Origin of the sequence: Pseudomonas fluorescens, assembly GCF_000802965.1 — a bacterium.
In the GTDB taxonomy this organism is placed as follows: Bacteria; Pseudomonadota; Gammaproteobacteria; order Pseudomonadales; family Pseudomonadaceae; genus Aquipseudomonas; species Aquipseudomonas fluorescens_A.
The window spans coordinates 101,781-126,791 of sequence record NZ_JSAK01000017.1; the positions used below are offsets into that span (position 1 = coordinate 101,781).

Genomic DNA, 25,011 nt, shown 5'->3' on the forward strand with positions numbered 1-25,011 from the left:
GCTTGCTCCCGCTCGGCGGCGTAGCCGTCGCAAAACCTGCACGCAACGTTTGCCTGAAAGAATGCCAAGGGCCGCTTCGCAGCCCAGCGGGAGCAAGCTCCCTCGCCACAGGTTTTCCACGATATAAAGAACCGTTGGGTGTCAGTGGCTCGGCAACACCAGATACACCGCACTCACCGCCAGCAACAACGCCATGATCCGGTTGAACCAGCGCATGCCCGCCGGATTATTCAAGTAGCCGCGCAAGAATGTCCCGGCATAGGCCCAGCAGCCCACCGACAAATAACAGATCACCAGGTACACCGCAGCGAACTGCCAGACCAGCCGCGCTTCGCCATCGGCGACGAACGCGCCCATCCCGGCCACGCAAGCCAGCCAGGCTTTCGGGTTGAGCCACTGCATCACCGCGCCATACAGCATCGACGGAGCCCGGCCTGACTCCTTCGACTCAAGCTGCCCGTTATCCGCCGCCAATTTGAAGGCCATGTACAGCAAAAACGCCACGCCCGCCCACTGCACCACTTGGGTCATGGCCGGCCAAAGCTGCAACAGTTCGTGCAGTCCCAGCCCCATCAACACCAGTAACAACACAAAACCCAGGGTCGCACCGGCCACGTGCCGTTGGCTGGCGCGAAAACCGAAACGCGCCCCGGAACTCAACGCCACAATGTTCACCGGCCCCGGCGTTATCGAAGCGGCCAACGCAAACGCCGCCATGGACATCATCAGACTCATCGCACACCTACTTCCTGTCAGTTGAACCAGGCCCCAAGGTAAATGGCCCGCAGGTACGCGTATTGAAGAAAACTGCCCTTCTCTCTGATACCCCAGCGCTAAGAGTAATAGCCCACCACCCTCTTCACTTTCACCAGGGCTTCGCGAAGTGAGTCCATGTCCACCGACCCCAGCGCCAGGCGAATCGCGTGCGGCACATGGGTCGAGATCGCGAAAGGTTCGGCGGGCGACACCGACACTTGCTCGCGCATCAACGCCATGGCGATCTGGTCCGCCCGCGCCTCTTCGTCCAATGGCAGCCAGATGAAATATGAATTTGGATGGCTGACGTAATTGAGCCCGGCCAACACCTCACGCGCCAAGGCTTGCCGCGCCTGTGCGTCCGCACGCTTCTGCGCCTCGAGTTTGATCACTGTGCCGTCCTCGAGCCAGGCAACCGCCAGGGCCGTCATCACGCCGGGGGTGTTCCAGGTGGTCGCCATGATCGTGCGTTCGAATGCCGCCACCCATTTTTCCGGCGCCGCAACAAATCCCACGCGTAACCCGGTGGCGACGCTTTTGGACAGACCTGAAACGTACACTGTTCTTTCAGGGGCCATCTCAGCCAAGGGCGCCGGTGCATCTTCAGCGAGAAAGGCGTAGGCGCCGTCCTCGATGATCGTCAGGTCATGCTGGCGCGCTATTACCACCAATTGTTCGCGTTGATCGGCCGCCATCACCCAGCCCAGCGGGTTATGCAGAGTCGGCATCGAATACACTGCGCGCACCGAACGACTCCGGCAGAGTTTTTCCAGGGCCGGCAAATCAGGTCCCTTGTCGGTGAGCGGAATGGGCAGGACCTCAAGGTGCAGCGTTTCGGCCAGGGTCTTGAAACCGGGGTACGTCAACGCATCGGCGGCGATCACATCCCCAGGCTTGAGCAGCGTCATCAAGGTCACCGCCAGCCCATGCTGGGCGCCGCTGACGATCAATACCTGCTCGGCCGGCACGCTCAACCCGCGCTCACTCAGGTGACGCGCGACCGCAGCCCGCTCATGCAGGCGTCCCGCGTGTGGCTGATAACGCAGGTGCGACTCCAGGTCTCCAGACAACGCGAGCTGGCGCAGGGCATTGCGCAACAGATCAGCCTGCCCTGGCAACGACGGATAGTTGAAATTGAGGTCAATCATCCCCGCCGCGACCACGGACTGCGCGATGCCTTGCCCGGGCGGCAGAGAGGTTTCCCTGACGAACGTCCCGCGCCCGGTTTCGCCGCTGACCAGCCCCATGCTTTCAAGCTCGGCGTAAACCCGGCTGGCCGTGACCAGCGCCAGTCCATGCTCAGTGGCGAGTTGCCGATGAGTCGGCAGACGCGTACCCGGCGGCAAGCCTCCGGAGCGAATATCAGCGGCAAACGCATCAACCAGCGATTTGTAGCGGGAACGAGGCATGTCGAGATGTATCCATGACAATTTTTTGATTGTACCGATAGTCAGCCATACCATGGCTTTAGTGCAATCAAACAATGAGCGTGAGCCAAATGGAACGGACTTCGAACGTACAAAACACGACGCTGGAAAGCAGCGCCAGCGGCTGGATCAACGGACTGATCGGTGTGGTGATTTTCAGCGGTTCGCTGCCTGCGACACGAGTGGCGGTGCTGGAATTTGACCCGGTATTCCTGACGGTCGCCCGCGCTACCATCGCGGCGATTCTGGCCCTGTGCCTGCTGTGGCTGTTCAAGGAAAAACGCCCTGCGCGCCATCAGCTCGTGCCTTTAATCATCGTCGCACTGGGCGTGGTGGTCGGTTTTCCGCTGCTGACCGCTTTGGCGCTGCAATACGTGACGTCCGCGCATTCCATCGTGTTCGTCGGCCTGCTGCCTCTCGCCACCGCGGTGTTCGGCGTCCTACGCGGTGGTGAGCGCCCACGGCCGGTGTTCTGGATCTTCTCGGTGCTGGGGAGCCTGCTGGTGGTCGGGTTTGCCGTTGCCCAGGGTCTTACCGCTTCACCGCAGGGCGATATCCTGATGCTGCTGGCGATCCTGGCCTGCGGCCTCGGTTATGCCGAAGGCGCGAAGTTGTCCCGCACGCTCGGCGGCTGGCAAGTGATTTCCTGGGCGCTGGTGCTGGCATTGCCGGTCATGGCTGCGCTGACGCTTTGGCGCATGCCTGCGACCTTCGCCAACATCAGCACGCCGGCCTGGTTCAGTCTGGCTTACGTGTCGCTGTTCAGCATGTTGATCGGGTTTGTGTTCTGGTATCGCGGCCTGGCCCAGGGCGGGATTGCTGCGGTCGGACAATTGCAATTGCTGCAGCCGTTTTTTGGATTGGCGCTGGCGGCAACCTTGCTCCACGAGCACGTCAGCCTTGGCATGCTCGGGGTGACCGTCGCGGTGATTCTCTGTGTGGCCGGAGCGAAGAAGTTCTCCCGCTAGCCACTGATACGCCGCTTTAGGTCCATGACTGTACGGGGCAAACCACCCGCCAGCCGTGATAAAAATACGGTACTTGCTACTGGAGCCGATCATGGACCTCGCCACCCTCTCCCTTTTTCTCCCGGCCTGCTTCGCCCTGAACATGGCGCCCGGCCCGAATAACTTGCTGTCGGTGAGCAATTCGACCCGCTATGGCTATCGCACCGCGTGCCTGGCCGGGGCTGGCCGCTTGCTCGCCTTCGCCGGAATGATTGCCCTCGCTTCGGCAGGCCTGGCGGTGGTGTTGCAGACCTCGGAATTGTTGTTCTACGGGATCAAGATCCTCGGTGCGGCGTATCTGTTTTACCTCGCCTGGCAATTGTGGCGCGCGGACCCCGGCGCAGAAAACGTGGTGAACAGTGCGCCCGTGGGCATGCTGGCGCTGGCTCGGCAAGAATTTCTGGTAGCGGCCGGCAACCCCAAAGCCATTTTGATCTTCACCGCGTTCCTGCCGCAGTTCGTCGATCCGACCCGTGCGATCACGCCACAGTTTGCGGTGTTGGGCGCGTTGTTCCTGATGCTCGAATGGATCGCCATCGCGGCTTACGCCTACATGGGTTTGCACATGCGCCGCTGGTTTGCCAAACCTTCGGGGAAGCGGATTTTCAACCGGTGCTGCGCAGGGTTGTTGTCGGCGGCGGCTTCGGTGTTGCTGATGGCACGTCGAACCTGAGAAAACAATGTAGGAGCTGCCGAAGGCTGCGATCTTTTGATCTTGATCTTTGAAAAACAAAATCAAAAGATCGCAGCCTTCGGCAGCTCCTACAGGGGATCGCGGAGAACTGGAATTCGCTGTCGATTTTTCGGTGGAGGCTGCCGATGTCGCGTTCTATGCTGGGCCCATGAACTTATTCAGCACGCTCCTGCCCACCCGCGCCGAGATGGTCCGCGCCATGCTCGAACGAGACACCGCCTACGAGGGGGTGTTTTTTACCGCGGTCAAGACCACCGGTATTTTCTGCCGCCCCGGTTGCACCGCACGCAGCCCGAAACCGGAAAATGTCGAGTTCTTCGCCCATGCCGATGAATGCCTGGCGGCGGGTTACCGCGCTTGCCTGCGTTGCAAACCCATGGACGCCGCCGCCATTGCGCCGGGCTGGGTACAGAAGCTGCTGAAGTCGGTAGATGCGGATCCCGAGCAACGCTGGACCGACGCCCAGTTACTGGCCGAAGGCATCGAACCGCTGAAACTGCGGCGCTGGTTCAAACAGCATTTCGGCATGACCTTTCACGCCTGGCTGCGTACTCGGCGCCTTGGCATGGCGTTGGGCGGGATCAAACAGGGCAATTCCATCGACCACGTGGCATTCGACTCCGGCTATGAATCCCTGAGCGGTTTTCGCGATGCCTTTCAGAAATCTTTCCACATCACCCCCGGCCGCGCCGCCAACAGTGAGCCGTTGCTGTTTACGCGCCTGACCACACCGCTGGGACCGATGATCGCCATGGCCGAGCGTCGTGGGCTGGTGTTGCTGGAGTTTCTCGACCAGCCCAGCCTGACCCGTGAAGTGGAAGCACTGCAGAACCGTTTCGGTTACGCGGTGGCGCCGGGGCACAACGGGCATTTGCAGAAAATCGAAGTACAACTGAGCGAGTACTTCGCAGGCGAACGAACCGAATTCAGCGTTGCCCTGCACATGCCGGGTAGCGAGTTCTCCCGCCAGGTGTGGGCCGAACTGGCAAAAATCCCCTATGGGCAGACCACCACTTACGGCGCGATTGCCGCCCTTCTGGGCAAACCCGGCGCCAGTCGCGCAGTGGGGTTGGCCAACGGTCACAACCGCCTCTCGATTGTGCTGCCCTGCCATCGCGTGATTGGCGCTGACGGCTCGCTGACCGGCTACGCTGGAGGCCAACCGCGCAAGGCGTTTCTGCTCAGGCTGGAGAACGCGGCGGTGCAGATCACTCAACAACTCGCATTCTGATCCCCCATTTCAAAAGGAAGAACGCTTGATGGCCAGGCTCGACGATCAACTGCACACACTGCACCAGGACGGTCTGCTGATCCTCACCAATGTCGCCGATGCCGCCGGGGCGCGACTGGTGGAACAACTGGGCAACAAGGCTGTGGCTACCAGCAGCGCAGCGGTGGCCTGGGTCCATGGTTATCCGGACGGCAACACCCTGCCCCTTGAGCGTCTGGTGTCGACGGTCGAATCCATTGCACGGGTTATCTCGGTGCCGTTGACCGTGGACATCGAGGCTGGCTATTCCGATGACCTGGCACGGGTTGCCGAAGTGGTGGACGCGGTCATTGTCGCCGGTGCGGTCGGGATCAATATCGAGGACGGCGCCGCGTCGCCTGAATTGCTGGTGTGCAAAATTGAAACCGCCCGCAAGGTTGCCGCTCGCCGCAACGTGAATTTGTTTATCAACGCACGCACCGATGTCTACCTCAGAAACCTGGTCCCCGCCGAAGATCGCGTGGCCGAAACCCTCAGGCGTGCTGCGCTGTATCAGGCGGCGGGCGCCAACGGCTTGTTTGCGGCGGGCGTGACATCGGAGTACGAAATCGCAGCGCTGTGCCGGGGCACTACGCTGCCAGTCAATGTCCTCGGTTTTCCCGGCCTGCCGTCGCCTGAAGAACTGAAAACACTTGGCGTGCGCCGTTTGAGTGCCGGTTCGGGCCTCGCCGAGTTCATGTATGGCGCCATGGCCACTTTGGCGAAAAACTTTTTGCAAACCGGCAAGCTCGACAGCCACGATCTCAAGGCTTTCACTTATGGCGAAGTCAACGCGCTGCTGAAGCCGCCCGGAAAAGCCTGAACCCATGCCGGACGATTACCTGCACGCCACTGAGTTTTTAGCGTCCCTTGATGAGGACTGGCGCCGACACATCGCTGCCATCGGCCCCTGCCTGCATCAACCCCACGCCGCCCGTGATCCCTATGAGTCACTGGTGCGGGCGATTGCCTACCAGCAGCTGCACGCCAAGGCCGGGGATGCGATTGTCGGCCGGTTGCTGGCGTTGTACCCGTCGGTGTCGTTTCCACGGCCTGAGCAGATTGTGGCCACGGATTTTGATCGATTGCGCAGTTGCGGCTTTTCCGCCAGCAAGATCGCAACCATTCAAGGCATCGCCCAGGCAGCATTGGATGGTGTGGTCCCGGATTACGCCACGGCGCTGGCCATGGACGATGAGGCGCTGATCGAACGCCTGATCACCTTGCGCGGTGTAGGCCGCTGGACTGTGGAGATGCTATTGATCTACAGCCTGGAGCGACCGGATATTTTACCGGCCGATGACTTTGGGGTGCGTGAAGGCTATCGCCGGTTCAAGGGGCTGGAGGTGCAGCCAACGCGTAAGCAAATGATTGAAATTGGCTTGGCGTGGAGTCCGTTTCGGACAGTGGCTTCCTGGTATTTGTGGCGAGTGCCCAGCCGATAGACCGCGTTATCGTTCATCGCGAGCAGGCTCGCTCCCACAGGGGCTCTCTGAACACCGAAGACCCAATGTGGGAACGAGCCTGCTCGCGAAGCCTTCAGTCCATTCACCGCTCACCCAACTGTTCATCACCCTCGCTAATGGTCAATGACGCCACCTGGTTTGAGGCGCATGGTAAATCCTCAATCGGAGGGACTCGCGATGCTCAACACACTCAAACACATCAACTCAACTTCAGCATTCAACCGTTGGGCCGGCTTCGACGTCACCCGCGCCGAAAGGGGTGAAGCGGAACTCATCATGGCTTTTCGCGAAACCGACATGGCGCAGTATGCGGGTTTCCTGCATGCCGGGCTTATTGGTGCATTGCTCGATACGGCCTGTGGCTTTGCTGCGGGAACGGTGGCCGGTAACGTGTTGGCATCGCACTTTTCAGTCAACTGCCTGGCGCCGGCGGTCGGTGAAGTTTTCATTGCTCGGGGGCGCGTGGTGAAGGCAGGCAAAAAGCAGGTATTTGCCCATGCCGAGTTGTTCGCGCAAACCGGAGATCAACTGAAACTGGTGGCGACCGGCGAAGCGATTTTGGTGCCTGTCGAGGAGCGCTGACGGTCTAGTCTATCCTGGGCTCGTTCAAGTTAGCCGGAGATCCCCATGCACCTCGAAGGTTCCTGCCATTGCGGCGCGGTGTCGTTCAGCCTGACCAGCGCCCACCCCTACCCTTATCAACGCTGCTACTGCTCGATTTGCCGCAAGACCCAGGGCGGTGGCGGTTATGCGATCAACATTGCCGGTGATGCCAACAGCCTGAAAGTACGTGGGCGCAAGAATATTGCGATTTACCATGCGCTGCTCAAAGGCGAAGGCGAGAAACGCGCGCACCGCAGCAGTGCCGAGCGACATTTCTGTTCGATGTGCGGTTCTGGTTTATGGTTATTCAGCCCCGAATGGCCGGAGCTGATCCACCCGTTTGCTTCCGCCATCGACACCCCGCTGCCGGTGCCGCCGGAACATACGCATTTGCTGCTGGATTCCAAGGCCCCCTGGGTGGAAGCCGAAGTGAGGCATGGCGATAAACAGTTCGACGCTTATCCCGAAGAGTCCATTGCCGAATGGCATGAACGTCTGGGATTGAGCCGTTAAAGCAAAGATCGCAGCCTTCGGCAGCTCCTACATGGGATCGCGTTTCAATGTAAGAGCTGCCGCAGGCTGCGATCTTTTGATCTTTACGCCGCTACGGGCACACCACTGTGGAACCGAAACTCCACATCCGGCGACTCGATCAACTCCTGCTCGGCGGCGCGAACCTTGTCGATTACCTGAGCAATGTCCTTGGCATCACCATACTGATACGCCAGTTTCAGATAACCCTGGAAGTGCCGCGCTTCACTTTTCAGCAGGCCGAAGTAGAACTTGCCCAGTTCTTCGTCCAAATGCGGCACCAACGCTTCGAAACGCTCGCAACTGCGGGCCTCGATGAACGCGCCAACCACCAGCGTATCCACCAGTTTGACCGGCTCGTGGCTGCGGACCACTTTGCGCAGACCCGAGGCGTAACGTCCGGCGGACAGCTGACGCAACTCAATCTTGCGTCTTTTCATCAGGCGCATGACCTGCTCGTGGTGCACCAGCTCTTCCCGGGCCAGACGCGACATCATGTTGATCAGATCGACGTGGGAGTGATATTTGGCAATCAGGCTAAGCGCCGTGCTGGCCGCCTTGAACTCGCAATTCTTGTGGTCGATCAGCAAGGTGTCCTGATCGGCCAGAGCGGCTTGAACCCAGCCATCGGGGGTGCGGCAGCCGAGGAACTCGTGAATTTCGGGAAGGATCATGGGGCTCACGGATAAATGGGTATAAAACGAAGGGCGCCGATTATACCGGCCTGCCCGAAGACCACCAGTCACCACCGTTGATATGCATCAAGTCGCCGAACGCCCGCCAGCAACTATAGTTGTGCAACGCCATGCTTTTAAATTTCAGGAGATCCCGATCATGCAAGCCATACGCAGCATTCTGGTGGTCATCGACCCCGAACACTCGGAAAGCCTGGCGCTCAAACGAGCGAAATTGATTGCCGGTGTGACCCAGGCGCATTTGCACCTGCTGGTGTGCGACCGCAAGCATGATCACAGCGCCATGCTTAGCGTGCTCAAGGCTGCCCTGCTTGAAGATGGTTACAGCGTTACCACCGAGCAGGCGTGGAACGAAAGCCTGCACGAAACCATCGTCGACGTGCAGCAGGCGGAAGGCTGCGGATTGGTGGTCAAACAGCATTTCCCCGACAGCGCGTTGAAAAAAGCCTTGCTGACCCCGGCGGACTGGAAACTGCTGCGCCACTGCCCGACACCGGTGCTGCTAGTTAAAACCGCCGGTTCGTGGAAGGACAAAGTGATTCTGGCGGCCGTCGACGTCGGCAATATGGAAAGCGAACACCGCCACTTGCACAACACCATCATCGATTACGGCTATGACATCGCCAGCCTGGCCAAGGCGCATTTGCACGTGATCAGTGCGCATCCATCGCCCATGCTGTCGGCGTCCGACCCCACGTTGCAGCTCAGCGAAACCATCGAGGCGCGCTATCGAGAGCAGTGCAAAGCGTTCCAGGCAGAGTTCGACATCGACGACGAGCATCTGCACATCGCAGAAGGACCAGCGGATGTGTTGATTCCGTTCATGGTGCACAAACTGCAGGCGGCTGTGACGGTGATTGGCACCGTGGCGCGCAGCGGGTTGTCAGGGACGTTGATTGGCAATACCGCGGAAGTGCTGCTCGATACGGTGGAGAGCGATGTGCTGGTGCTCAAGCCGCAGGAGATTGAGGATCATCTGGAGGAGTTGGCGGTCAAGCATTGATCGAAGATCAAAGGATCGCAGCCTGCGGCAGCTCCTACATGGGATTTGCATTCAACCTGTAGGAGCTGCCGCAGGCTGCGATCTTTTCAGGCGCCGAAGGCGTCTTTGAGGAACCCGGGCGCAATGTAGCGCTGGTAATGCGCCTCGGAGAGCAGGAAAAATTCCCGATCAATGGCATCGCGCAATTCCGGCAGGTTCCAGTCGCGAAATTCCGGCAGCAGCACCATCCCGTAGGCTTCCAGATTATTGATGACCCGCGCCCCCCGCGCGATCAACTGGTACGCCCAGCAATACTCCGACTGATGCGGCACGAAGCGGATCTTGCGCTGTTCCAGCTGCATTCTCAGCAGCGCCGGATCGAAAATTTCCACCTTGGCAGCCATCACCTGGGACAGCAATTGTTCAAGACGCAGCCACACGGCGCGCTTTTCTTCCTCGTTGTAGCCGTTCCAGTGAATCACTTCATGGTGGAAACGCTTGCAGCCACGGCACACCAGATCACCGTAAACAGTGGAGCAAAGGCCGACGCAGGGGGTCTTGATGGTCTGATTGGGCATAGGTAGGCAAAACGCGAAAAAGCAAAACAGGCCCGCATGTTAGCCCTTTGGCCCACATTGATCACCCCTCAAAGTTCAGGGTTTGCGGCCCAAAGGGGCTGCGGTGACGATTCACCACCAAAGTCCAATAGTTCCCGACTTACCTTTAATTTTTTTTTGCCGTAGAATCAGCCTGCCTTTTTAGGCGCCAATGTCCGTTAGAAGCTGTTTTCAAAGCGTCACGAGCACAGTCGTTCCTTCAGAGCGGTGTTGGCGAGGGGTTTTTCCAGCGGGGAAAAACCCAACGCCAACCCTCATCAGCTCCCGTTCTGCAGGCGTAAAACTTTGAAAGCAGCTTCTGTAAGGAATTGTCGGTAATTCTGGCTAAGTGGCTCACAACGCCATGCAGCGCATGAGTACGGCAATTTCGGGATGAGCGTCCCGGACACCCATTTGGGACCACTGATGAGGGTAATAACTGTGCTTGAAGCCTACCGCAAACATATCGAAGAGCGTGCAGCACTGGGTATCGTTCCCCAGCCGCTAAACGCCGAACAAACTGCAGGCCTGGTCGAGCTGCTGAAAAATCCCCCGGCTGGCGAAGAAGCTTTCCTCGTTGACCTGATCACCAATCGCGTTCCACCTGGAGTGGACGAAGCAGCCTATGTCAAGGCTGGTTTCCTCTCCGCTATCGCCAAAGGCGAAGCCAAATCCCCTCTGATCGACAAGAAGCGCGCTGTTGAACTGCTCGGCACCATGCAGGGCGGCTACAACATCGTGACTCTGGTTAACCTGCTGGACGACGCCGAACTGGCTCCAGTAGCAGCCGAAGAACTCAAGCACACGCTGCTGATGTTCGACGCTTTCCACGACGTGGCTGAAAAAGCCAAGAACGGCAACGTTCACGCCCAAGGCGTTCTGCAATCCTGGGCTGACGGCGAGTGGTTCAAGAACCGCCCTACCCTGGCCGACAAGATCAGCCTGCGCGTATTCAAGGTGACTGGCGAGACCAACACCGACGACCTGTCCCCTGCTCCTGATGCCTGGTCCCGCCCGGACATCCCGCTGCACGCCCTGGCCATGCTGAAAATGGCTCGCGACGGCATCGTGCCTGACGCACAAGGCGTCACCGGTCCGATGAAGCAGATCGAAGAAATGCGCAATTCGGGCTTCCCGATCGCCTACGTCGGTGACGTGGTAGGTACTGGTTCTTCGCGTAAATCGGCGACCAACTCGGTACTGTGGTTCTTCGGCGACGACGTTCCTTACGTGCCGAACAAGCGTGCCGGCGGTTTCTGCTTCGGCAGCAAAATCGCTCCGATCTTCTACAACACCATGGAAGATGCTGGCGCACTGCCAATCGAGTTCGACGTTTCCAACATGCACATGGGCGACGTGATCGACCTGTACCCGCATGCTGGCAAAGTCTGCAAGCACGGCACCGACGAAGTCCTGACCACCTTCGAAATGAAGACCCCGGTCCTGTTGGACGAAGTGCGTGCTGGCGGCCGTATTCCGCTGATCATCGGCCGTGGCCTGACCGAGAAGGCTCGCACCGAGCTGGGTCTGCCACCTTCGGACCTGTTCAAGAAGCCTGAAGCTCCGGCTGAAAGCACCAAGGGTTTCACCCTGGCGCAGAAAATGGTCGGCAAGGCTTGCGGCGTGACCGGCGTTCGTCCGGGCACCTACTGCGAACCGAAGATGACCACCGTGGGTTCCCAGGACACCACCGGTCCAATGACCCGTGACGAACTGAAAGACCTGGCGTGCCTGGGCTTCTCGACCGACCTGGTGATGCAGTCCTTCTGCCACACCGCGGCTTACCCTAAGCCGATCGACGTGACCACCCACCACACCCTGCCTGACTTCATCATGACCCGCGGCGGCGTTTCCCTGCGTCCGGGCGACGGCATCATCCACTCGTGGCTGAACCGCATGCTGCTGCCAGACACCGTCGGTACCGGTGGTGACTCCCACACCCGTTTCCCGATCGGCATCTCGTTCCCGGCCGGTTCCGGCCTGGTGGCGTTCGCCGCAGCTACTGGCGTCATGCCGCTGGACATGCCTGAGTCGGTCCTGGTTCGCTTCAAGGGCGAACTGCAGCCAGGCGTCACCCTGCGTGACCTGGTTCACGCCATTCCTTACTACGCGATCCAGGCTGGCCTGCTGACCGTAGAGAAGAAAGGCAAGAAAAACGCCTTCTCCGGTCGCATCCTGGAGATCGAAGGTTTGCCTAAGCTGACCGTCGAGCAAGCGTTCGAACTGTCCGACGCTTCGGCTGAACGTTCGGCTGCCGGTTGCACCATCCAGCTGTCGAAAGAGTCGATCGCTGAGTACCTGCAATCGAACATCACCCTGCTGCGCTGGATGATCGGCGAAGGCTACGGCGATGCCCGTACCCTGGAGCGTCGCGCCCAAGCGATGGAAGCCTGGCTGGCCAACCCTGAGCTGATGGAAGCGGACAAGGACGCCGAGTACGCCGAAATCATCGAGATCGACCTGGCCGACATCAAGGAGCCTGTACTCTGCGCTCCGAACGACCCGGACGACGCTCGACTGCTCTCCAGCGTTGCTGGCGAGAAGATCGACGAAGTGTTCATCGGTTCGTGCATGACCAACATCGGCCACTTCCGCGCTGCCGGCAAGTTGCTGGAACAGGTCAAGGGTCAGCTGCCAACCCGTCTGTGGCTGTCGCCGCCGACCAAGATGGACGCTCACCAACTGACCGAAGAAGGCTACTACGGCATCTACGGCAAGGCTGGCGCGCGCATGGAAATGCCGGGTTGCTCGCTGTGCATGGGTAACCAGGCACGTGTAGAGCCGAACTCGACTGTTGTGTCGACTTCGACCCGTAACTTCCCGAACCGTCTGGGTGACGGCGCTAACGTCTACCTGGCTTCGGCCGAGCTGGCGTCGGTTGCTTCCATCCTGGGTCGCCTGCCGACCGTCGAGGAGTACATGGAATACGCTGGCAAGATCGACAGCATGGCGGCTGATGTCTACCGCTACCTGTCCTTCGACCAGATCGCCGAGTTCCGTGAAGCTGCTGCGAACGCCAACATCCCGGTCGTTCAAGCCTAACGTTACAACGCAATAAAAAACGCCGCCCATCGTGAGATGAGCGGCGTTTTTTTTGCCTTGAGCTTTAGCACTGAAGGCTTTTTGTGGCGAGGGAGCTTGCTCCCGCTCGGCGGCGAAGCCGTCGTAAACCCGGTGTATGCGGTTTATCTGAAATCCTAGTGTTTGGATGAGGGCTGCTTCGCAGCCCAGCGGGAGCAAGCTCCCTCGCCACAGAGTTGACGCAGATATTGTGGGTTACGCACTCAGCGAATAGATCAACGCCGAAATCGCCACCAAACCTACTGCCACCACAAACACATTCGACGCCTGGCCGCGATAACGCGCCATCGCCGGCACCTTGCGGATCGCATACATCGGCATCAAGAACAGGATCGCCGCGATGACCGGGCCACCGAGGGTTTCGATCATGCCGAGGATGCTCGGGTTCAGCGTGGCGACAATCCAGCACACCACCAGCATGAACGCCGCGACAATACGATCCAGGGTCTTGGCCGCTGGACGCTTGCCGATTTTCACGATCAAACCTTTCAGACCTTCACTGGCGCCGATGTAGTGCCCCAGGAACGACTTGGAAATGGCCACGAATGCAATCAACGGCGCCGCGAAGGCGATGGTCGGGTTGCTGAAGTGGTTGGCCAGGTACGACAGGATCGACAGGTTCTGCGCCTTGGCTTCGGCCAATTGCGCCGGGGACAAGGTCAGCACGCAACTGAAGACAAAGAACAGCACCATCACCACCATCAAGGCGTGGGCGCGGGACAGGATCTGCGAGCTGCGTTGTTCAGCGTGATCGCCGTAACGACGCTTCTGGTCAACCGCGAAGGCCGAGATGATCGGCGAGTGGTTGAACGAGAACACCATCACCGGAATCGCCAGCCACAGGGTATGCAGCAATGCCGATGGTTCAGGCAGCGTGGTTGCCGTGGTCAGGATGCCGCCGTTCCAGTGCGGAATCAGGAACACCGCCAGAAACAGCAACGCGACGATGAACGGGTACACCATCAGGCTCATGGCCTTGACGATCATTTGTTCGCCACAGCGCACCACGGCCAGCAGGCCAAGGATCAGCACCAACGACAGCACGGCGCGCGGTGGCGGCATGATGTGCAATTGATGCTCGAGGAAACTGCCCACGGTGTTGGTCAGCGCCACGCTGTAGATCAACAGGATCGGGAAGATCGCGAAGAAGTACAACAAAGTGATCAACGCGCCAGCCTTGAGGCCGAAATGCTCCTCCACCACTTCGGTGATGTCCGCGCCATCACGGCCGGACAACACGAAGCGAGTCAGGCCGCGGTGTGCGTAGAACGTCATCGGAAACGCCAGCAACGCCAGGATCAGCAACGGCCAGAAACCGCCGAGGCCCGCGTTGATTGGCAAAAACAGCGTTCCCGCACCAATCGCCGTGCCAAAAAGGCCCAGCATCCAGGTGGTGTCTTGGCGATTCCAGCTCGAAAGGGTCGCTGGTGTCGCTGCTACATAGCGTTCGTCGACGCTATTGGCCTGATCATTCATCCGGTGGGATCTCCACATTCCGGTCACTTGCCACCCGGCCAGAACGCGTCGGAGTACCCGACAGGCAGCGCCCTGGCCGAAACAGGGGCGCGATTCTGGAGGATTAGTGAACAGAAGCAAAGACTTAGGTGAGGAACGGTGGTACCAGGTTTAGTGAATGCGGGTATGTGTCGAGAGGATTTGGCACCGCTTATAACCGCTTTCGGTCTCTGGCGCGCCGAGAGGAAAAAATGTTTACCTGCTGTCTGAACTGATTTTGGCAGCTCAATCCAGCGCGTTTTGCGCCAAATCAATCGGCACTATAATGCCGACTAAGTATTAAAATCTTTGGTTAATCGGAACCATATTGCCGAAAGCGGGTGAGTAAGCCACTATAGTCGGCATCATAGTTCCGATTTGATTCCACGCCATGGCAGAACATCTCACGATACAAACTTACGTTGAAGGCCATTGGCGCGATGCCGTGATGCTTTCTGTGGCAAGCGTTGAGCAAGTAAAGGCAGCGCGATGCAGCGTCTCTTACGACCAGCGTTACCTGATCGAATTCATCGACAAATTAGAGACCCCGTTCGAACCCGCCATCAGCGTGAACCTTGCGTTGAACTGGGACCAGGTCGATAGCAAAGGGTTTCCGCCCTTCGTCTACGACATCATCCCGGCTGGAGCCGCCCGTAAGTCATTGCAGAAACGCTTCGGTGGAGAAAAGCCCGACGGGATGGACATGGACTTTTTCCTGCTGGGCCGCTGCACGCCCTCGCCTATCGGGCACTTGCGCGTGAAGGAGTCCGTGGAGCATGTCGATCAGACTCGCAGGGAGGCCTTTGCGCGCAAAGAGATTGTAGATAGAACAAACGACTTCCTCGAATACGCCTATGAATCCGGCGCAGCTTTAGGCGGCGCTACGGGCGCTCAGGGAGAAGCGCCGAAGCTCATTATGGTTGAGGGGGTGGATGGCGCGCTGTATGCCGATGCCATGCTTTCTGACGCGCTTGCACACCGTCATTGGCTGGTGAAGTTTGCTCGCAACCAGGCCACTGAACGCGACAAGAATATCCTTCGGGCGGAGTATCACTACTACAAGGCGATCTCTGAACTCGGTTTGAACACAATATCCAAGGATGAGCTTGTGCTTGAGGAAGCCGATAAGCCAAGCCTGTGGATGCCACGCTTTGATCGAAGAATCACCAACGGTGTGGTGGAAAGAATTGCGGTTGAGTCAATCTATTCGGTATGTGGGAACACTGAACCTGGTTCGAGGATGAATCATGAGGATGTCCTCGCGCGCCTGATCCACCTGTGGCGCACGAATGGGCAGGAAGCAGAGCTTGAGGAACTGGTCTCGGAGTACCTGCGGCGCGACCTGCTTAACCGTATCCTCGGAAATTCAGACAATCATGGGCGCAACACGGCCATTTTCAGACTTCAGGACCGGTTCGAGCTGGCGCCGATCTATGATCTTGCTCCGATGGTGCTCGACCCGGAAGGCATTACTCGAGTCACCAAGTGGAAGCCCGAGCATATGGGAAGTCCAGACTGGAGAGCGATCTGCGAGTTTTTCCAGGAATTTGTGAGCCCTGATCTACTCTTCGAGCGCCTGCGAGGTGACGCTGAATCGTTTAGAGCGTTGCCGGATCTGTTGGTCAATCTTCCCGAGGAAGTGAGACGTGCTCAATCTATTCCGCTGAACAATCTGGATAAACGGCTGGCTGAATGGGGCCTTCGATGAACGACACCACGAACGAACGCAAGCAGCTCATTGACGACATCATGCTGCAGCACCAGATGGGAAGCGAAACCCTGGGAACTGCTGTTCGCCGTCTAAGGCTTGAGGTGACCGGTCTAGACCAGGACACCTTTGCAGCCATGTGCAATATGTCGACCAAGGCCCTGTACCAGATCGAAAAGGACAAGGGCAATCCAACCATCAGCAGGATCGATGCCATCCTGCGTAAATTCGGGCTGCGCCTGGGGCTGACTATTGCGACTAAAGCCACTTACACGCCGCCTGGTGATCAGCACAAGCCGGCCTCTAAAATGCCCGTTCGCGGGGCGAATCCTCAACGCAAGTACGCCGGTCAGCTCAGTAGAGTGGCTTCTCTGCGGACCACTGCCAAGACCAAGGCCGATGTCGAGGACTCGTCTGACTGAGTGGTTGTCTTGTCTGCATTTCGTCACTCTCCGGTTGTTAAAGGTCTACCGTCATGTATTTTGAACAGACCTGTCATCCTACCGGAGTCCTTCCATGCCACTGGTTCGCGTTGAAATCAAAAAGCAGCAGGATCCCACCTACGCCAAACGCATCGGCCAATTGATCTACGCCTCCATGCGCAGCGCCATTGGCGTGCCGGAGGATGACAACTTCCAGATTCTTGCCGAGCACGATGAGCAACATTTCATCTTCGATCCGGGATATCTCGGCATCCAGCGCAGTGAAAACCTGGTGGTGATTCAAATCACCCTGAGCGAAGGCCGCACCGTCGATCAGAAAAAACTCCTCTACAAAACCATCGCCGAGAGCCTCAACCAAGAACTGGCGGTACGCCTGGAGGACGTTTTCATTAATCTGGTGGAAGTGAAAAAAGAAAACTGGTCCTTCGGCAATGGCATTGCCCAGTACGCCCTCTGACTTTCAACCTGTGCAACTGTGAGCCGCCCATGCCCCGAGTTTCCCGCAAGCAAGCCGACCTCAACCGCGAAATCATCGTCGACGCTGCGACGCGACTTTTTCGCGAGCGCGGGTTGCATGGGATCAGTGTGGTCGATGTGATGGCCGCTGCTGGCCTGACCCACGGTGGTTTCTACGGGCATTTCGAATCCAAGGAAGCACTGGCGGTGGAAGCCAGCGGCCGGGCATTCGAAGAGGCCGCGGGACGCTGGAAGGAACGCATCGCCGCAGCCGACAGTAAAGCCGACGCGCGTCGGGCAGTGATCGAGCCGTATCTGTCCGCTGGCAGCCGCGATAACCCGGGCGATAGCTGCCCGGTGGTAGCCTTTGCCGGGGACATGTGCCGCGAGGCCTCCGAGAGTGGCTTGCATGAGCCGTTCATGGCGGGTTTGCATGGGCTGCTCGATACACTGGGCAAACTGACGGACGAAGATGACGCCACCAGCAACCGGCAGGACGTGTTGGTGCAGTTCTCGTTGATGGTCGGAGCACTGACGCTGGCCCGGGCGACTCGGGACGATGCCCTTTCGGATGAAATTCTCGCAGCGGCGCGGAGTTTTCTTACGCAAGAAAAGCCTCCTTCCTCATCCCCGCTTTAATATTCTTTGCTGAGCATAAAAGTTCGCAGGCTGCGCCAGCTCCTACACTGAGAGCGCAGTGTCGAAGACGGCATTGCCAAATCATCGCGCAGCCAGCAATCTCAACCAACGTTCGAGTCCGACATTCCGATGCTTACAGGAGCCAAGCATGCCTGCAACCGTTCTAGTCCTGGTTGAAACCATTAATGATTACCTGCCCATCCTCGAACATCAGGGCTTCCACCTGATTCTGGCGCCTACGCCTGCCGAGCGCGCCGAAGCCATTACACGCTACAGCGGCCAGATCGACGCCGTTCTGACCCGCGGCCCGCTCGGTCTTTACGCCGATGAAATCGCCGCCCTGCCCAAGCTCAAGATCATCTGCGTGATTGGCGCAGGTTATGAACACGTCGACCTGCAAGCCGCCGCCGACCGCGGCATCACCGTCACCAATGGCGCCGGCGTCAACGCCTCCTCGGTGGCTGACCACGCCATGGCAATGTTGCTTTCCATAGTCCGCGACATTCCCCGTTGTGACGCCGCCGTGCGCCGGGGCGAATGGCCAAAAATCATGCGCCCTTCCCTCGCCGGCAAACGCCTGGGCATCCTCGGCCTCGGTGCCGTTGGCATGGCCATCGCCAAACGCGCTGCCAACGGTTTTGACATGACGGTGAGTTACCACAACCGCCAACATCGCAGCGACGTGCCTTACAGTTTCTGCTCCACCCCCACCGAACTCGCGCGCGCCTCGGATTTCCTGGTCATCGCCACTCCAGGCGGCCTCACCACCAAACACCTGATCAATCGCCAGGTACTCGAAGCGCTGGGCCCGAAAGGCTTTGTCGTCAACATCGCCCGGGCCAGCGTGATCGTCACCGCCGACCTTGTCAGCGCCCTCGAGCAACGGCGGATCGCCGGCGCTGCACTGGATGTGTTCGATGCTGAACCTCAGGTGCCGGATTCGTTAAAAGCCCTGACCAACGTCATTCTGACCCCACATGTAGCCGGCCTGTCTCCAGAAGCCACGCAAGGCACAGTGGAGTTGGTGGGCCGCAACCTGGTGGCGTTCTTTACCGGCCAACCGGTGCTCACTCCCGTCGAATTGCCGAGCAGCGCGAGCCAAGCGGTCCTGTAGGACAATTCAAACGCGTGTATCAAAAACAATGATTGTCCGGCAACACGCTCACCTATAAGGGCCGTTCGTGGTTGTGGGGGTTGGGTGAGCGCATTAGATTAGCCAATAGTTTCAGGCCTCCAGAATAAGCAGAAGGGATAAGCATGGCGCTTACTGACCAGTCCACCCGCATCCGCACCGGCGAAGAACTCGATGCCAGCCTGATCGATCCATACCTCAAGGCGCACATTCCAGGCCTCAGTGGCTTACCGCAGATCAGCCAGTTTCCGGGCGGCGCGTCGAACCTCACCTATTTGCTGGAATACCCCGAACAGGAGTTTGTCCTGCGTCGGCCGCCGTTCGGTCACAAGGCCAAATCCGCCCATGACATGGGTCGCGAGTTCCGCATCCTCAATCAGTTGCGCGACGGTTTTCCGTACTGCCCCAAGGCCTATGTGCACTGCACCGATGAATCGGTGATCGGCGCCGAGTTCTACGTGATGGAACGGGTCAACGGCATCATCCTGCGCTCCGAGTTACCGCCAGAGCTGGGGCTGGACTCCGCGAAGACCGAAGCTCTGTGCAAGAGCTTCATCGACAAATTCGTCGAGCTGCACCGGGTCGACTACAACGCCTATGGCCTGGGTGATCTCGGTAAGCCCGAAGGCTACGTGGCGCGGCAGATCAAAGGCTGGAGCGATCGCTACGAAAAAGCCCTGACGCCCGACGCACCGCAGTGGGAAGTGGTGAAAGCCTGGCTCAACGACAAGATGCCAGCCGATCACCCGACCTCCAGCATCGTCCACAACGACTACCGCTTTGACAACGTGATCCTCGACCCGAACAACCCGATGCAAATCATCGGTGTGCTCGATTGGGAGCTGACCACCCTCGGCGATCCACTGATGGACTTGGGCAACACCCTCGCCTACTGGATCGAAGCCGGCGACCCGGCACCGGTGCAACTGATGCGCCGCCAGCCCAGCCATGCACCGGGCATGCTGACCCGCCGCGAATTCGTTGATTACTACGCCGAGCGTTCTGGCATCCAGATCGACAATTTCGATTTCTACTACACCTACGGCTTGTTCCGCCTGGCCGGCATCGTGCAGCAGATCTACTACCGCTTCTACCATGGTCAGACCCAGGACAAGCGTTTCGCGCAGTTCATTCACATGAACAAACTGCTGGAGCAAATGAGCCTGCAGGTCATCCAGAAATCCAGCCTTTGATTACGCCCCTGGCCCAATAACAAGACTTTTCATAAGGGAACCCCATGTCCAAGACTCAGTTGTTCGACCTCGACGGCAAGATCGCTTTCGTTTCCGGTGCCAGCCGCGGCATCGGTGAAGCCATCGCCAAGCTGCTGGCCCAGCAAGGCGCTCACGTGATTGTTTCGAGCCGCAAGCTCGATGGCTGCCAGCATGTTGCCGACGCGATCATCGCCGCTGGCGGCAAAGCCACTGCCATCGCTTGCCACATCGGCGAAATGGAGCAGATCAGCCAGGTCTTCGCTGGCATCAAGGAACAGTTCGGACGCCTGGACATCCTGGTTAACAACGCCGCGACCAACCCGCAGTTCTGCAACGTGCTGGACACTGACCTGGGCGCCTTCCAGAAGACCGTCGACGTGAACATCCGCGGTTACTTCTTCATGTCGGTCGAAGCCGGCAAGCTGATGCGTGAAAACGGTGGTGGCAGCATCATCAACGTTGCCTCGATCAACGGCGTCTCGCCGGGCGTGTTCCAGGGCATCTACTCGGTGACCAAGGCCGCCGTGATCAACATGACCAAAGTGTTTGCCAAGGAATGTGCGCAGTTCGGGATTCGCTGCAATGCCCTGCTTCCGGGTTTGACAGACACCAAGTTTGCTTCGGCGCTGGTGAAGAACGAGGCAATCCTCAATACCGCACTGGCGCAGATTCCGCTCAAGCGTGTAGCGGACCCGAGTGAAATGGCCGGCGCAGTGCTTTATCTGGCGAGCGATGCATCGAGCTACACCACCGGCGTTTCTCTAAACGTGGATGGCGGCTTCCTGTCCTGATCTGATTCCATCGGCTTACGCTCTACTGTAGGAGCTGCCGCAGGCTGCGATCTTTTGATTTTCGATGCCATTGGCAGCGCTGAAGATCAAAAGATCGCAACTTGCGGCAGCTCCTACAGGGACATAAGGTCGTCCGGGATTACTGGGTGACGCAGCGGGTCGTGGTCGTGACCCGAGTCACCTCCCCTTCGGCCCTCACGTCGCCCATGACATCGGTTTTATCCATTGTCTGGCAGGTGCGTTCCTGTGGCGGTGGCGCTGGAGGCGGTGGGGGTGGACTGGCGCAGCCAGCGAGAATCACAGCGCAGAATACGAGCGAAGTGGGTGCAAAAACGCGTTTCCCAAGACTTTTCATAGGTTGACCCGCGATAAATGATGTACACCTTTTTGTGACAACAAAACACCGCCGGAAAGTTCACGGGGCGGTCGCAAAAAAATCACTTTTGTACAGATTTATCGCGTATTCAGTTGTTCAGACGTGCCAAACCTGGCAATTCCTACACTACCGGATCTGGGCGTTGCAGGCTGTTGCTCTCCAACTCGTAGCGCAACTCTTCAATCAGTGCGGCCACCGATTCAGGTGTCTGCAACATGGCCAGGTTCAAACCGCTGACCACCAGGTCTACCTGCCCGGATACGGGATGGTAGAGCTTTATCGTCAACGAGTGATCGCCGGTGATATTGCACTCACAGGCCAGTGGCGAAAATGTCCGCTCCAGCTGCGTGCGCAGTTGCGACACATGAATCATTGCGGCTGGCCCGCGCAGCAAGAAGCTGTGGCGATGATATTTGGGTGGTGCATGAATGTTCCTTTAGCGACTTCAAAAGGCTGGCGAACCATCCGAAGATAGTTTTTCGCACACTCCTAGATTGGCGGCAGAGCTTCCTTGCCAGAACATCAATTTGCACCAAATGGCTTAGTGCATTTGTACCTTACCTATGCCCTTTAGTTGGCCATGCGCCGGAGAACAGCCCGCGCTCCCGAGCCCAGACAATCGCCCCGCTGCGACTGTGCACATCGAGCTTGGAATACACCGTTGCCACATGGTTACGAACGGTGTTCGGCGCCAGTTTCAGGCGTGCAGCGATTTCCTTGTCGGCGAGGCCTTCGCAGATCAATTCCAGCACATCGCGCTCACGAGCAGTCAATTTTGCAAAGGACACGCTGGGCAGTGGCGGCGAGTTGAAACTCTTCACGTTGGCGAGTTTTTCGATCAGCGTGCGACTGAACCATGACGCGTCTTTCATCACTTCTTCAATCGCCGCCACGAGCTCCAGCTCTGTGCGTTTGCGTTCGGTGATATCCATCAGCACCAGCAGGAAACACGGGTTGTCCTGGATATTCACGGTGTCCGCCGACACTGCACATTCGATCAGTTCGGCGTCTTTCTTGCGGACTTGCACGTCGATGCGATCCAGTCTTCCGGTTTTCTCCAGCGCAGCAAACAGTTTTGCACGCGCGCCCTTGTCATGAATGAAGTCGATTTGCGCGATGCTCTTGCCCAGCACTTCCTCACCGTTATATCCGAGTGTTTCGAGGAATGCCTCGTTCACATCCATGACCACTTGATCAGCGGCACTGCACACCACAATCGGCACCGGCGTCAGTCGAAAGGCCTTGGCGAAACGCTCTTCGCTCTGGCGCAGGGCAATTTCGGCCTTGTGCCGGGGCTCCATGTCCACGAAAGAAAACAGCATGCAGGCTTCTTCGTTCAGCTCCAGCGGTTGGCCGGCGACGATCACTTGTTTGTTACTGCCATCGGCCAATCGCAGTTCGGCCTGCATCTGCGGGATGGTCGCGCCCTCGCGCAGACGCTGTTTGGCCAAGTCCTTGTTTTCGGCCTGATCCAGTACGTCCAGTTCATAGGTGGAGGTGCCGATCACTTGATCACGGGCATAGCCGGTCATTTCGAGGAAGCCGGGATTGACCTTGATGTAGCGCAAATCACTGAGGCGGCAGATCACCGCTGGGGCCGGGTTGGCGTTGAAAGTCTTTTCGAATCGCTGCTCTGCACTGGCCCACTCGGTAACATCGGCCATGATCAGCACTAATGCTTCCGACTCACCTTGGCTGTCGGTCACTACCAGGCTGCGCACGCGGTGCATCCAGGTGTGCTCATCGTCATGGGCCGGGGTCAATTCGACCAGCACATCGCTGAAGGTCTCGCCGCGAGCGACGCGGCTGACGGGATAATTGTCAGTCGGTACGGGGTGATTGTTGCGATAGCGCAAGGCGAAGCGTTTGGCGTACTCCTTGGCGTTGGCCCCCAAGTCGCCGATCCGCTCGACGCCGTGCATCGCCAGCGCGGCGTCGTTGGCCCAGACAATCGTCTGATCAAGCTCCAACAGAATCACCCCGTCGGACAAACCGGTGATGATCTGCTGCAACTGACGGCGGCTGGTTTCGGTGGTCAGGGCATCCTGGTTCATTGGATCTCCACACGTGCGATGGAGCTTGTAGGCCCCTTGTGAAGATTACGACCGCAAGGGTTCATGAACGTGCAGCCGGACACCATTCATGTAGGAGCTGCCGCAGGCTGCGATCTTTTGATCTTATAAAATCAAGATCAAAAGATCGCAGCCTGCGGCAGTTCCTACAGGTCGGGTTTTGTTTTCAGGCCGCTTTTTTTCCACTCGCGATCGCCGCCGAAGCCGCCAGCATCGCCCGCAACAACACCGCGCATCCGGCCGCCAGGTCATCCGGCGCGGCGTTTTCGATTTCGTTGTGGCTGATGCCGCCTTCGCAGGGCACGAAGATCATCCCGGCGGGGCCGAGTTCGGCGAGGAAAATCGCGTCGTGCCCTGCTCCGCTGACAATGTCCATGTTTGACAGACCCAAGCCTTGCGCCGCGCCACGGACGGCGTCGACGCAGCCCTTGTCGAAGTACAGCGGCGGGAAGTCGGCAGTCGGCGTCAGTTCGAAGGTCAGGCCGTGTTCTTCGCAGGTGGCTTCGATGACTGCGCGGACTTCGGCGATCATCGAGTCCAGTCTCGCTGGTTCCAGATGACGGAAGTCGAGGGTCATGCGCACTTCGCCCGGGATGACGTTGCGTGAACCGGGATAGGCTTGCAGGCAGCCGACAGTGCCACACGCGTGAGGTTGGTGGCCGAGGGCAGCGCGGTTGACCGCACCAACAATCACCGAGGCACCGACCAGGGCGTCTTTGCGCAGATGCATCGGCGTCGGGCCGGCGTGGGCTTCAACGCCGCGCAGTTTCAGGTCGAACCATTTTTGCCCGAGGGCGCCCATGACGACGCCGATGGTTTTACGTTCGTCTTCGAGAATCGGGCCTTGCTCGATGTGCGCTTCGAAATAGGCGCCCACGGCGTGACCGCTGACTTTGCGTGGGCCCGCGTAACCGATGGCGTTCAGCGCTTCGCCGACGGTCACGCCTTCGGCATCGACTTTGGCCAGGGTTTCTTCGAGGGTGAATTTTTCCGCGAATACACCGGAGCCCATCATGCATGGGGCGAATCGCGAGCCTTCTTCGTTGGTCCACACCACCACTTCCAGCGGTGCTTCGGTTTCCACGCCGAGATCATTGAGGGTGCGCAGCACTTCAACGCCGGCGAGCACGCCGAAACATCCGTCGAACTTGCCGCCGGTGGGTTGCGTGTCGATGTGGCTGCCGGTCATCACCGGTGGCAGGTTCGGGTTGCGGCCGGGACGTCGGGCGAAAATGTTGCCGACGGCGTCGATGCTGACGGTGCAGCCCGCTTCTTCACACCATTTGACGAAAATGTCCCGGGCCTGGCGGTCGAGATCAGTCAGGGCCAGGCGACAGACGCCACCTTTGACGGTGGCGCCAAGCTTGGCCAGCTCCATGAGCGACTGCCACAGTCGGTCGCGGTTGATGTGCTGATGGGTGGACTGCAGAACGTCTACGGCTGCGTTCATGATGATCTCCTCAGGCTGTTGTTATGGTTTCTCTCAGGCAATTCTCGGGTGTCTTTGACGCTGCCATCGCTGGCAAGCCAGCTCCCACAGGTTCTAGGTGTCCCACACAACGGCGGACGCCGCGATCCTTGTGGGAGCTGGCTTGCCAG

Annotated in this window: 24 protein-coding genes; 16 read left to right on the plus strand and 8 right to left on the minus strand. The window is 58.8% G+C overall.

Going from position 1 to position 25,011, the window contains the following annotated elements; all coding sequences use genetic code 11:
- Nucleotides 1-141: 141 nt before the first annotated feature.
- Both NL64_RS14910 and NL64_RS14915 read right to left on the minus strand, forming a co-directional pair.
- Nucleotides 142-735 carry a LysE family translocator gene (locus NL64_RS14910; protein WP_034148830.1) on the minus strand — a complete coding sequence of 198 codons (594 nt, stop codon included), beginning with the start codon at nucleotides 733-735 and terminating at the stop codon, nucleotides 142-144.
- A gap of 98 nt (nucleotides 736-833) precedes the next feature.
- Nucleotides 834-2,165, minus strand: coding sequence for a PLP-dependent aminotransferase family protein (locus NL64_RS14915; RefSeq protein ID WP_034148831.1), 1,332 nt, complete (start codon nucleotides 2,163-2,165; stop codon nucleotides 834-836).
- Nucleotides 2,166-2,254: 89 nt separating this feature from the next.
- Here NL64_RS14915 and NL64_RS14920 point away from each other — a divergent pair, with 89 nt between their 5' ends.
- The 7 genes from NL64_RS14920 to NL64_RS14950 all read left to right on the plus strand — a co-directional run bounded on the left by NL64_RS14920 (nucleotide 2,255) and on the right by NL64_RS14950 (nucleotide 7,715).
- Nucleotides 2,255-3,151, plus strand: a complete 897-nt coding sequence (locus tag NL64_RS14920; protein WP_034148832.1) for a DMT family transporter — start codon at nucleotides 2,255-2,257, stop codon at nucleotides 3,149-3,151.
- Nucleotides 3,152-3,242: 91 nt separating this feature from the next.
- A complete protein-coding gene (locus tag NL64_RS14925) occupies nucleotides 3,243-3,863 on the plus strand; it encodes a LysE family translocator (RefSeq protein WP_034148833.1) in 621 nt (206 codons plus the stop codon).
- A gap of 169 nt (nucleotides 3,864-4,032) precedes the next feature.
- On the plus strand, nucleotides 4,033-5,115 hold the full coding sequence (locus NL64_RS14930; RefSeq protein WP_034148834.1) for a bifunctional transcriptional activator/DNA repair enzyme AdaA: 1,083 nt from the start codon (nucleotides 4,033-4,035) through the stop codon (nucleotides 5,113-5,115).
- 28 nt (nucleotides 5,116-5,143) lie between these two features.
- Nucleotides 5,144-5,956 carry an isocitrate lyase/PEP mutase family protein gene (locus NL64_RS14935; RefSeq protein WP_034148835.1) on the plus strand — a complete coding sequence of 271 codons (813 nt, stop codon included), beginning with the start codon at nucleotides 5,144-5,146 and terminating at the stop codon, nucleotides 5,954-5,956.
- A 4-nt stretch (nucleotides 5,957-5,960) separates the two neighbouring features.
- The gene (locus NL64_RS14940; RefSeq protein ID WP_034148836.1) at nucleotides 5,961-6,578 is read left to right on the plus strand and encodes a DNA-3-methyladenine glycosylase family protein; all 618 of its coding nucleotides are present in this window, start codon (nucleotides 5,961-5,963) and stop codon (nucleotides 6,576-6,578) included.
- A gap of 144 nt (nucleotides 6,579-6,722) precedes the next feature.
- A complete protein-coding gene (locus tag NL64_RS14945) occupies nucleotides 6,723-7,181 on the plus strand; it encodes a PaaI family thioesterase (protein WP_223505058.1) in 459 nt (152 codons plus the stop codon).
- A gap of 45 nt (nucleotides 7,182-7,226) precedes the next feature.
- On the plus strand, nucleotides 7,227-7,715 hold the full coding sequence (locus NL64_RS14950) for a GFA family protein (RefSeq protein ID WP_034148838.1): 489 nt from the start codon (nucleotides 7,227-7,229) through the stop codon (nucleotides 7,713-7,715).
- Nucleotides 7,716-7,798: 83 nt separating this feature from the next.
- On the opposite strand, the gene NL64_RS14955 is transcribed toward NL64_RS14950, so the two are convergent.
- Nucleotides 7,799-8,407 carry a tRNA-(ms[2]io[6]A)-hydroxylase gene (locus NL64_RS14955; protein WP_034148839.1) on the minus strand — a complete coding sequence of 203 codons (609 nt, stop codon included), beginning with the start codon at nucleotides 8,405-8,407 and terminating at the stop codon, nucleotides 7,799-7,801.
- A 160-nt stretch (nucleotides 8,408-8,567) separates the two neighbouring features.
- On the opposite strand from NL64_RS14955, the gene NL64_RS14960 reads away from it, so the two are divergent.
- Nucleotides 8,568-9,431, plus strand: a complete 864-nt coding sequence (locus tag NL64_RS14960) for a universal stress protein (RefSeq protein WP_034148840.1) — start codon at nucleotides 8,568-8,570, stop codon at nucleotides 9,429-9,431.
- A gap of 86 nt (nucleotides 9,432-9,517) precedes the next feature.
- On the opposite strand, the gene NL64_RS14965 is transcribed toward NL64_RS14960, so the two are convergent.
- On the minus strand, nucleotides 9,518-9,988 hold the full coding sequence (locus NL64_RS14965) for a DUF1289 domain-containing protein (protein ID WP_034148841.1): 471 nt from the start codon (nucleotides 9,986-9,988) through the stop codon (nucleotides 9,518-9,520).
- A 459-nt stretch (nucleotides 9,989-10,447) separates the two neighbouring features.
- On the opposite strand from NL64_RS14965, the gene acnB reads away from it, so the two are divergent.
- Nucleotides 10,448-13,048 (plus strand): bifunctional aconitate hydratase 2/2-methylisocitrate dehydratase, encoded by a 2,601-nt coding sequence (acnB, locus tag NL64_RS14970; protein WP_034148842.1) that lies wholly within the window; start codon nucleotides 10,448-10,450, stop codon nucleotides 13,046-13,048.
- Between the two features lie 234 nt (nucleotides 13,049-13,282).
- Here acnB and NL64_RS14975 read toward each other — a convergent pair whose 3' ends face one another.
- The gene (locus tag NL64_RS14975) at nucleotides 13,283-14,563 is read right to left on the minus strand and encodes a serine/threonine transporter (RefSeq protein WP_034148843.1); all 1,281 of its coding nucleotides are present in this window, start codon (nucleotides 14,561-14,563) and stop codon (nucleotides 13,283-13,285) included.
- A 409-nt stretch (nucleotides 14,564-14,972) separates the two neighbouring features.
- On the opposite strand from NL64_RS14975, the gene NL64_RS14980 reads away from it, so the two are divergent.
- From NL64_RS14980 to NL64_RS15010, 7 genes are all read left to right on the plus strand, one after another.
- On the plus strand, nucleotides 14,973-16,289 hold the full coding sequence (locus tag NL64_RS14980) for a type II toxin-antitoxin system HipA family toxin (protein WP_034148844.1): 1,317 nt from the start codon (nucleotides 14,973-14,975) through the stop codon (nucleotides 16,287-16,289).
- Complete coding sequence (locus NL64_RS14985) at nucleotides 16,286-16,711, plus strand: helix-turn-helix domain-containing protein (RefSeq protein WP_253277090.1); 426 nt, start codon at nucleotides 16,286-16,288, stop codon at nucleotides 16,709-16,711. The genes NL64_RS14980 and NL64_RS14985 overlap by 4 nt, the downstream gene beginning before the upstream one ends.
- A 94-nt stretch (nucleotides 16,712-16,805) precedes the next feature.
- Entirely contained in the window at nucleotides 16,806-17,189 is a 384-nt protein-coding gene (locus NL64_RS14990; RefSeq protein WP_034148846.1) for a tautomerase family protein, read from the plus strand.
- Between the two features lie 29 nt (nucleotides 17,190-17,218).
- Nucleotides 17,219-17,827 carry a TetR/AcrR family transcriptional regulator gene (locus tag NL64_RS14995; protein WP_034148847.1) on the plus strand — a complete coding sequence of 203 codons (609 nt, stop codon included), beginning with the start codon at nucleotides 17,219-17,221 and terminating at the stop codon, nucleotides 17,825-17,827.
- A gap of 148 nt (nucleotides 17,828-17,975) precedes the next feature.
- On the plus strand, nucleotides 17,976-18,941 hold the full coding sequence (locus NL64_RS15000; protein WP_034148848.1) for a 2-hydroxyacid dehydrogenase: 966 nt from the start codon (nucleotides 17,976-17,978) through the stop codon (nucleotides 18,939-18,941).
- 143 nt (nucleotides 18,942-19,084) lie between these two features.
- On the plus strand, nucleotides 19,085-20,152 hold the full coding sequence (locus NL64_RS15005; protein ID WP_034148849.1) for a phosphotransferase family protein: 1,068 nt from the start codon (nucleotides 19,085-19,087) through the stop codon (nucleotides 20,150-20,152).
- Nucleotides 20,153-20,196: 44 nt separating this feature from the next.
- Nucleotides 20,197-20,964, plus strand: coding sequence for an SDR family oxidoreductase (locus tag NL64_RS15010; RefSeq protein ID WP_034148850.1), 768 nt, complete (start codon nucleotides 20,197-20,199; stop codon nucleotides 20,962-20,964).
- A gap of 497 nt (nucleotides 20,965-21,461) precedes the next feature.
- On the opposite strand, the gene NL64_RS15015 is transcribed toward NL64_RS15010, so the two are convergent.
- The 3 genes from NL64_RS15015 to NL64_RS15025 form a co-directional block, all read right to left on the minus strand.
- A complete protein-coding gene (locus NL64_RS15015) occupies nucleotides 21,462-21,713 on the minus strand; it encodes a DUF1652 domain-containing protein (RefSeq protein WP_034148851.1) in 252 nt (83 codons plus the stop codon).
- Between the two features lie 184 nt (nucleotides 21,714-21,897).
- Nucleotides 21,898-23,394, minus strand: a complete 1,497-nt coding sequence (locus NL64_RS15020) for a PAS domain S-box protein (RefSeq protein WP_034148852.1) — start codon at nucleotides 23,392-23,394, stop codon at nucleotides 21,898-21,900.
- 184 nt (nucleotides 23,395-23,578) lie between these two features.
- Entirely contained in the window at nucleotides 23,579-24,862 is a 1,284-nt protein-coding gene (locus NL64_RS15025; RefSeq protein ID WP_034148853.1) for a Zn-dependent hydrolase, read from the minus strand.
- Between the last annotated feature and the right edge of the window lie 149 nt (nucleotides 24,863-25,011).

Excerpts from the sequence above, each read along its gene's own strand:
- NL64_RS14910 (WP_034148830.1), bottom strand. The coding sequence starts at position 735 with ATGAGTCTGATGATGTCCATGGCGGCGTTTGCGTTGGCCGCTTCGATA.
- NL64_RS14915 (WP_034148831.1), bottom strand. The coding sequence starts at position 2,165 with ATGCCTCGTTCCCGCTACAAATCGCTGGTTGATGCGTTTGCCGCTGAT.
- NL64_RS14920 (WP_034148832.1), top strand. The coding sequence starts at position 2,255 with ATGGAACGGACTTCGAACGTACAAAACACGACGCTGGAAAGCAGCGCC.
- NL64_RS14925 (WP_034148833.1), top strand. The coding sequence starts at position 3,243 with ATGGACCTCGCCACCCTCTCCCTTTTTCTCCCGGCCTGCTTCGCCCTG.
- NL64_RS14930 (WP_034148834.1), top strand. The coding sequence starts at position 4,033 with ATGAACTTATTCAGCACGCTCCTGCCCACCCGCGCCGAGATGGTCCGC.
- NL64_RS14935 (WP_034148835.1), top strand. The coding sequence starts at position 5,144 with ATGGCCAGGCTCGACGATCAACTGCACACACTGCACCAGGACGGTCTG.
- NL64_RS14940 (WP_034148836.1), top strand. The coding sequence starts at position 5,961 with ATGCCGGACGATTACCTGCACGCCACTGAGTTTTTAGCGTCCCTTGAT.
- NL64_RS14945 (WP_223505058.1), top strand. The coding sequence starts at position 6,723 with ATGACGCCACCTGGTTTGAGGCGCATGGTAAATCCTCAATCGGAGGGA.
- NL64_RS14950 (WP_034148838.1), top strand. The coding sequence starts at position 7,227 with ATGCACCTCGAAGGTTCCTGCCATTGCGGCGCGGTGTCGTTCAGCCTG.
- NL64_RS14955 (WP_034148839.1), bottom strand. The coding sequence starts at position 8,407 with ATGATCCTTCCCGAAATTCACGAGTTCCTCGGCTGCCGCACCCCCGAT.
- NL64_RS14960 (WP_034148840.1), top strand. The coding sequence starts at position 8,568 with ATGCAAGCCATACGCAGCATTCTGGTGGTCATCGACCCCGAACACTCG.
- NL64_RS14965 (WP_034148841.1), bottom strand. The coding sequence starts at position 9,988 with ATGCCCAATCAGACCATCAAGACCCCCTGCGTCGGCCTTTGCTCCACT.
- NL64_RS14975 (WP_034148843.1), bottom strand. The coding sequence starts at position 14,563 with ATGAATGATCAGGCCAATAGCGTCGACGAACGCTATGTAGCAGCGACA.
- NL64_RS14980 (WP_034148844.1), top strand. The coding sequence starts at position 14,973 with ATGGCAGAACATCTCACGATACAAACTTACGTTGAAGGCCATTGGCGC.
- NL64_RS14985 (WP_253277090.1), top strand. The coding sequence starts at position 16,286 with ATGAACGACACCACGAACGAACGCAAGCAGCTCATTGACGACATCATG.
- NL64_RS14990 (WP_034148846.1), top strand. The coding sequence starts at position 16,806 with ATGCCACTGGTTCGCGTTGAAATCAAAAAGCAGCAGGATCCCACCTAC.
- NL64_RS14995 (WP_034148847.1), top strand. The coding sequence starts at position 17,219 with ATGCCCCGAGTTTCCCGCAAGCAAGCCGACCTCAACCGCGAAATCATC.
- NL64_RS15000 (WP_034148848.1), top strand. The coding sequence starts at position 17,976 with ATGCCTGCAACCGTTCTAGTCCTGGTTGAAACCATTAATGATTACCTG.
- NL64_RS15005 (WP_034148849.1), top strand. The coding sequence starts at position 19,085 with ATGGCGCTTACTGACCAGTCCACCCGCATCCGCACCGGCGAAGAACTC.
- NL64_RS15010 (WP_034148850.1), top strand. The coding sequence starts at position 20,197 with ATGTCCAAGACTCAGTTGTTCGACCTCGACGGCAAGATCGCTTTCGTT.
- NL64_RS15015 (WP_034148851.1), bottom strand. The coding sequence starts at position 21,713 with ATGATTCATGTGTCGCAACTGCGCACGCAGCTGGAGCGGACATTTTCG.
- NL64_RS15020 (WP_034148852.1), bottom strand. The coding sequence starts at position 23,394 with ATGAACCAGGATGCCCTGACCACCGAAACCAGCCGCCGTCAGTTGCAG.
- NL64_RS15025 (WP_034148853.1), bottom strand. The coding sequence starts at position 24,862 with ATGAACGCAGCCGTAGACGTTCTGCAGTCCACCCATCAGCACATCAAC.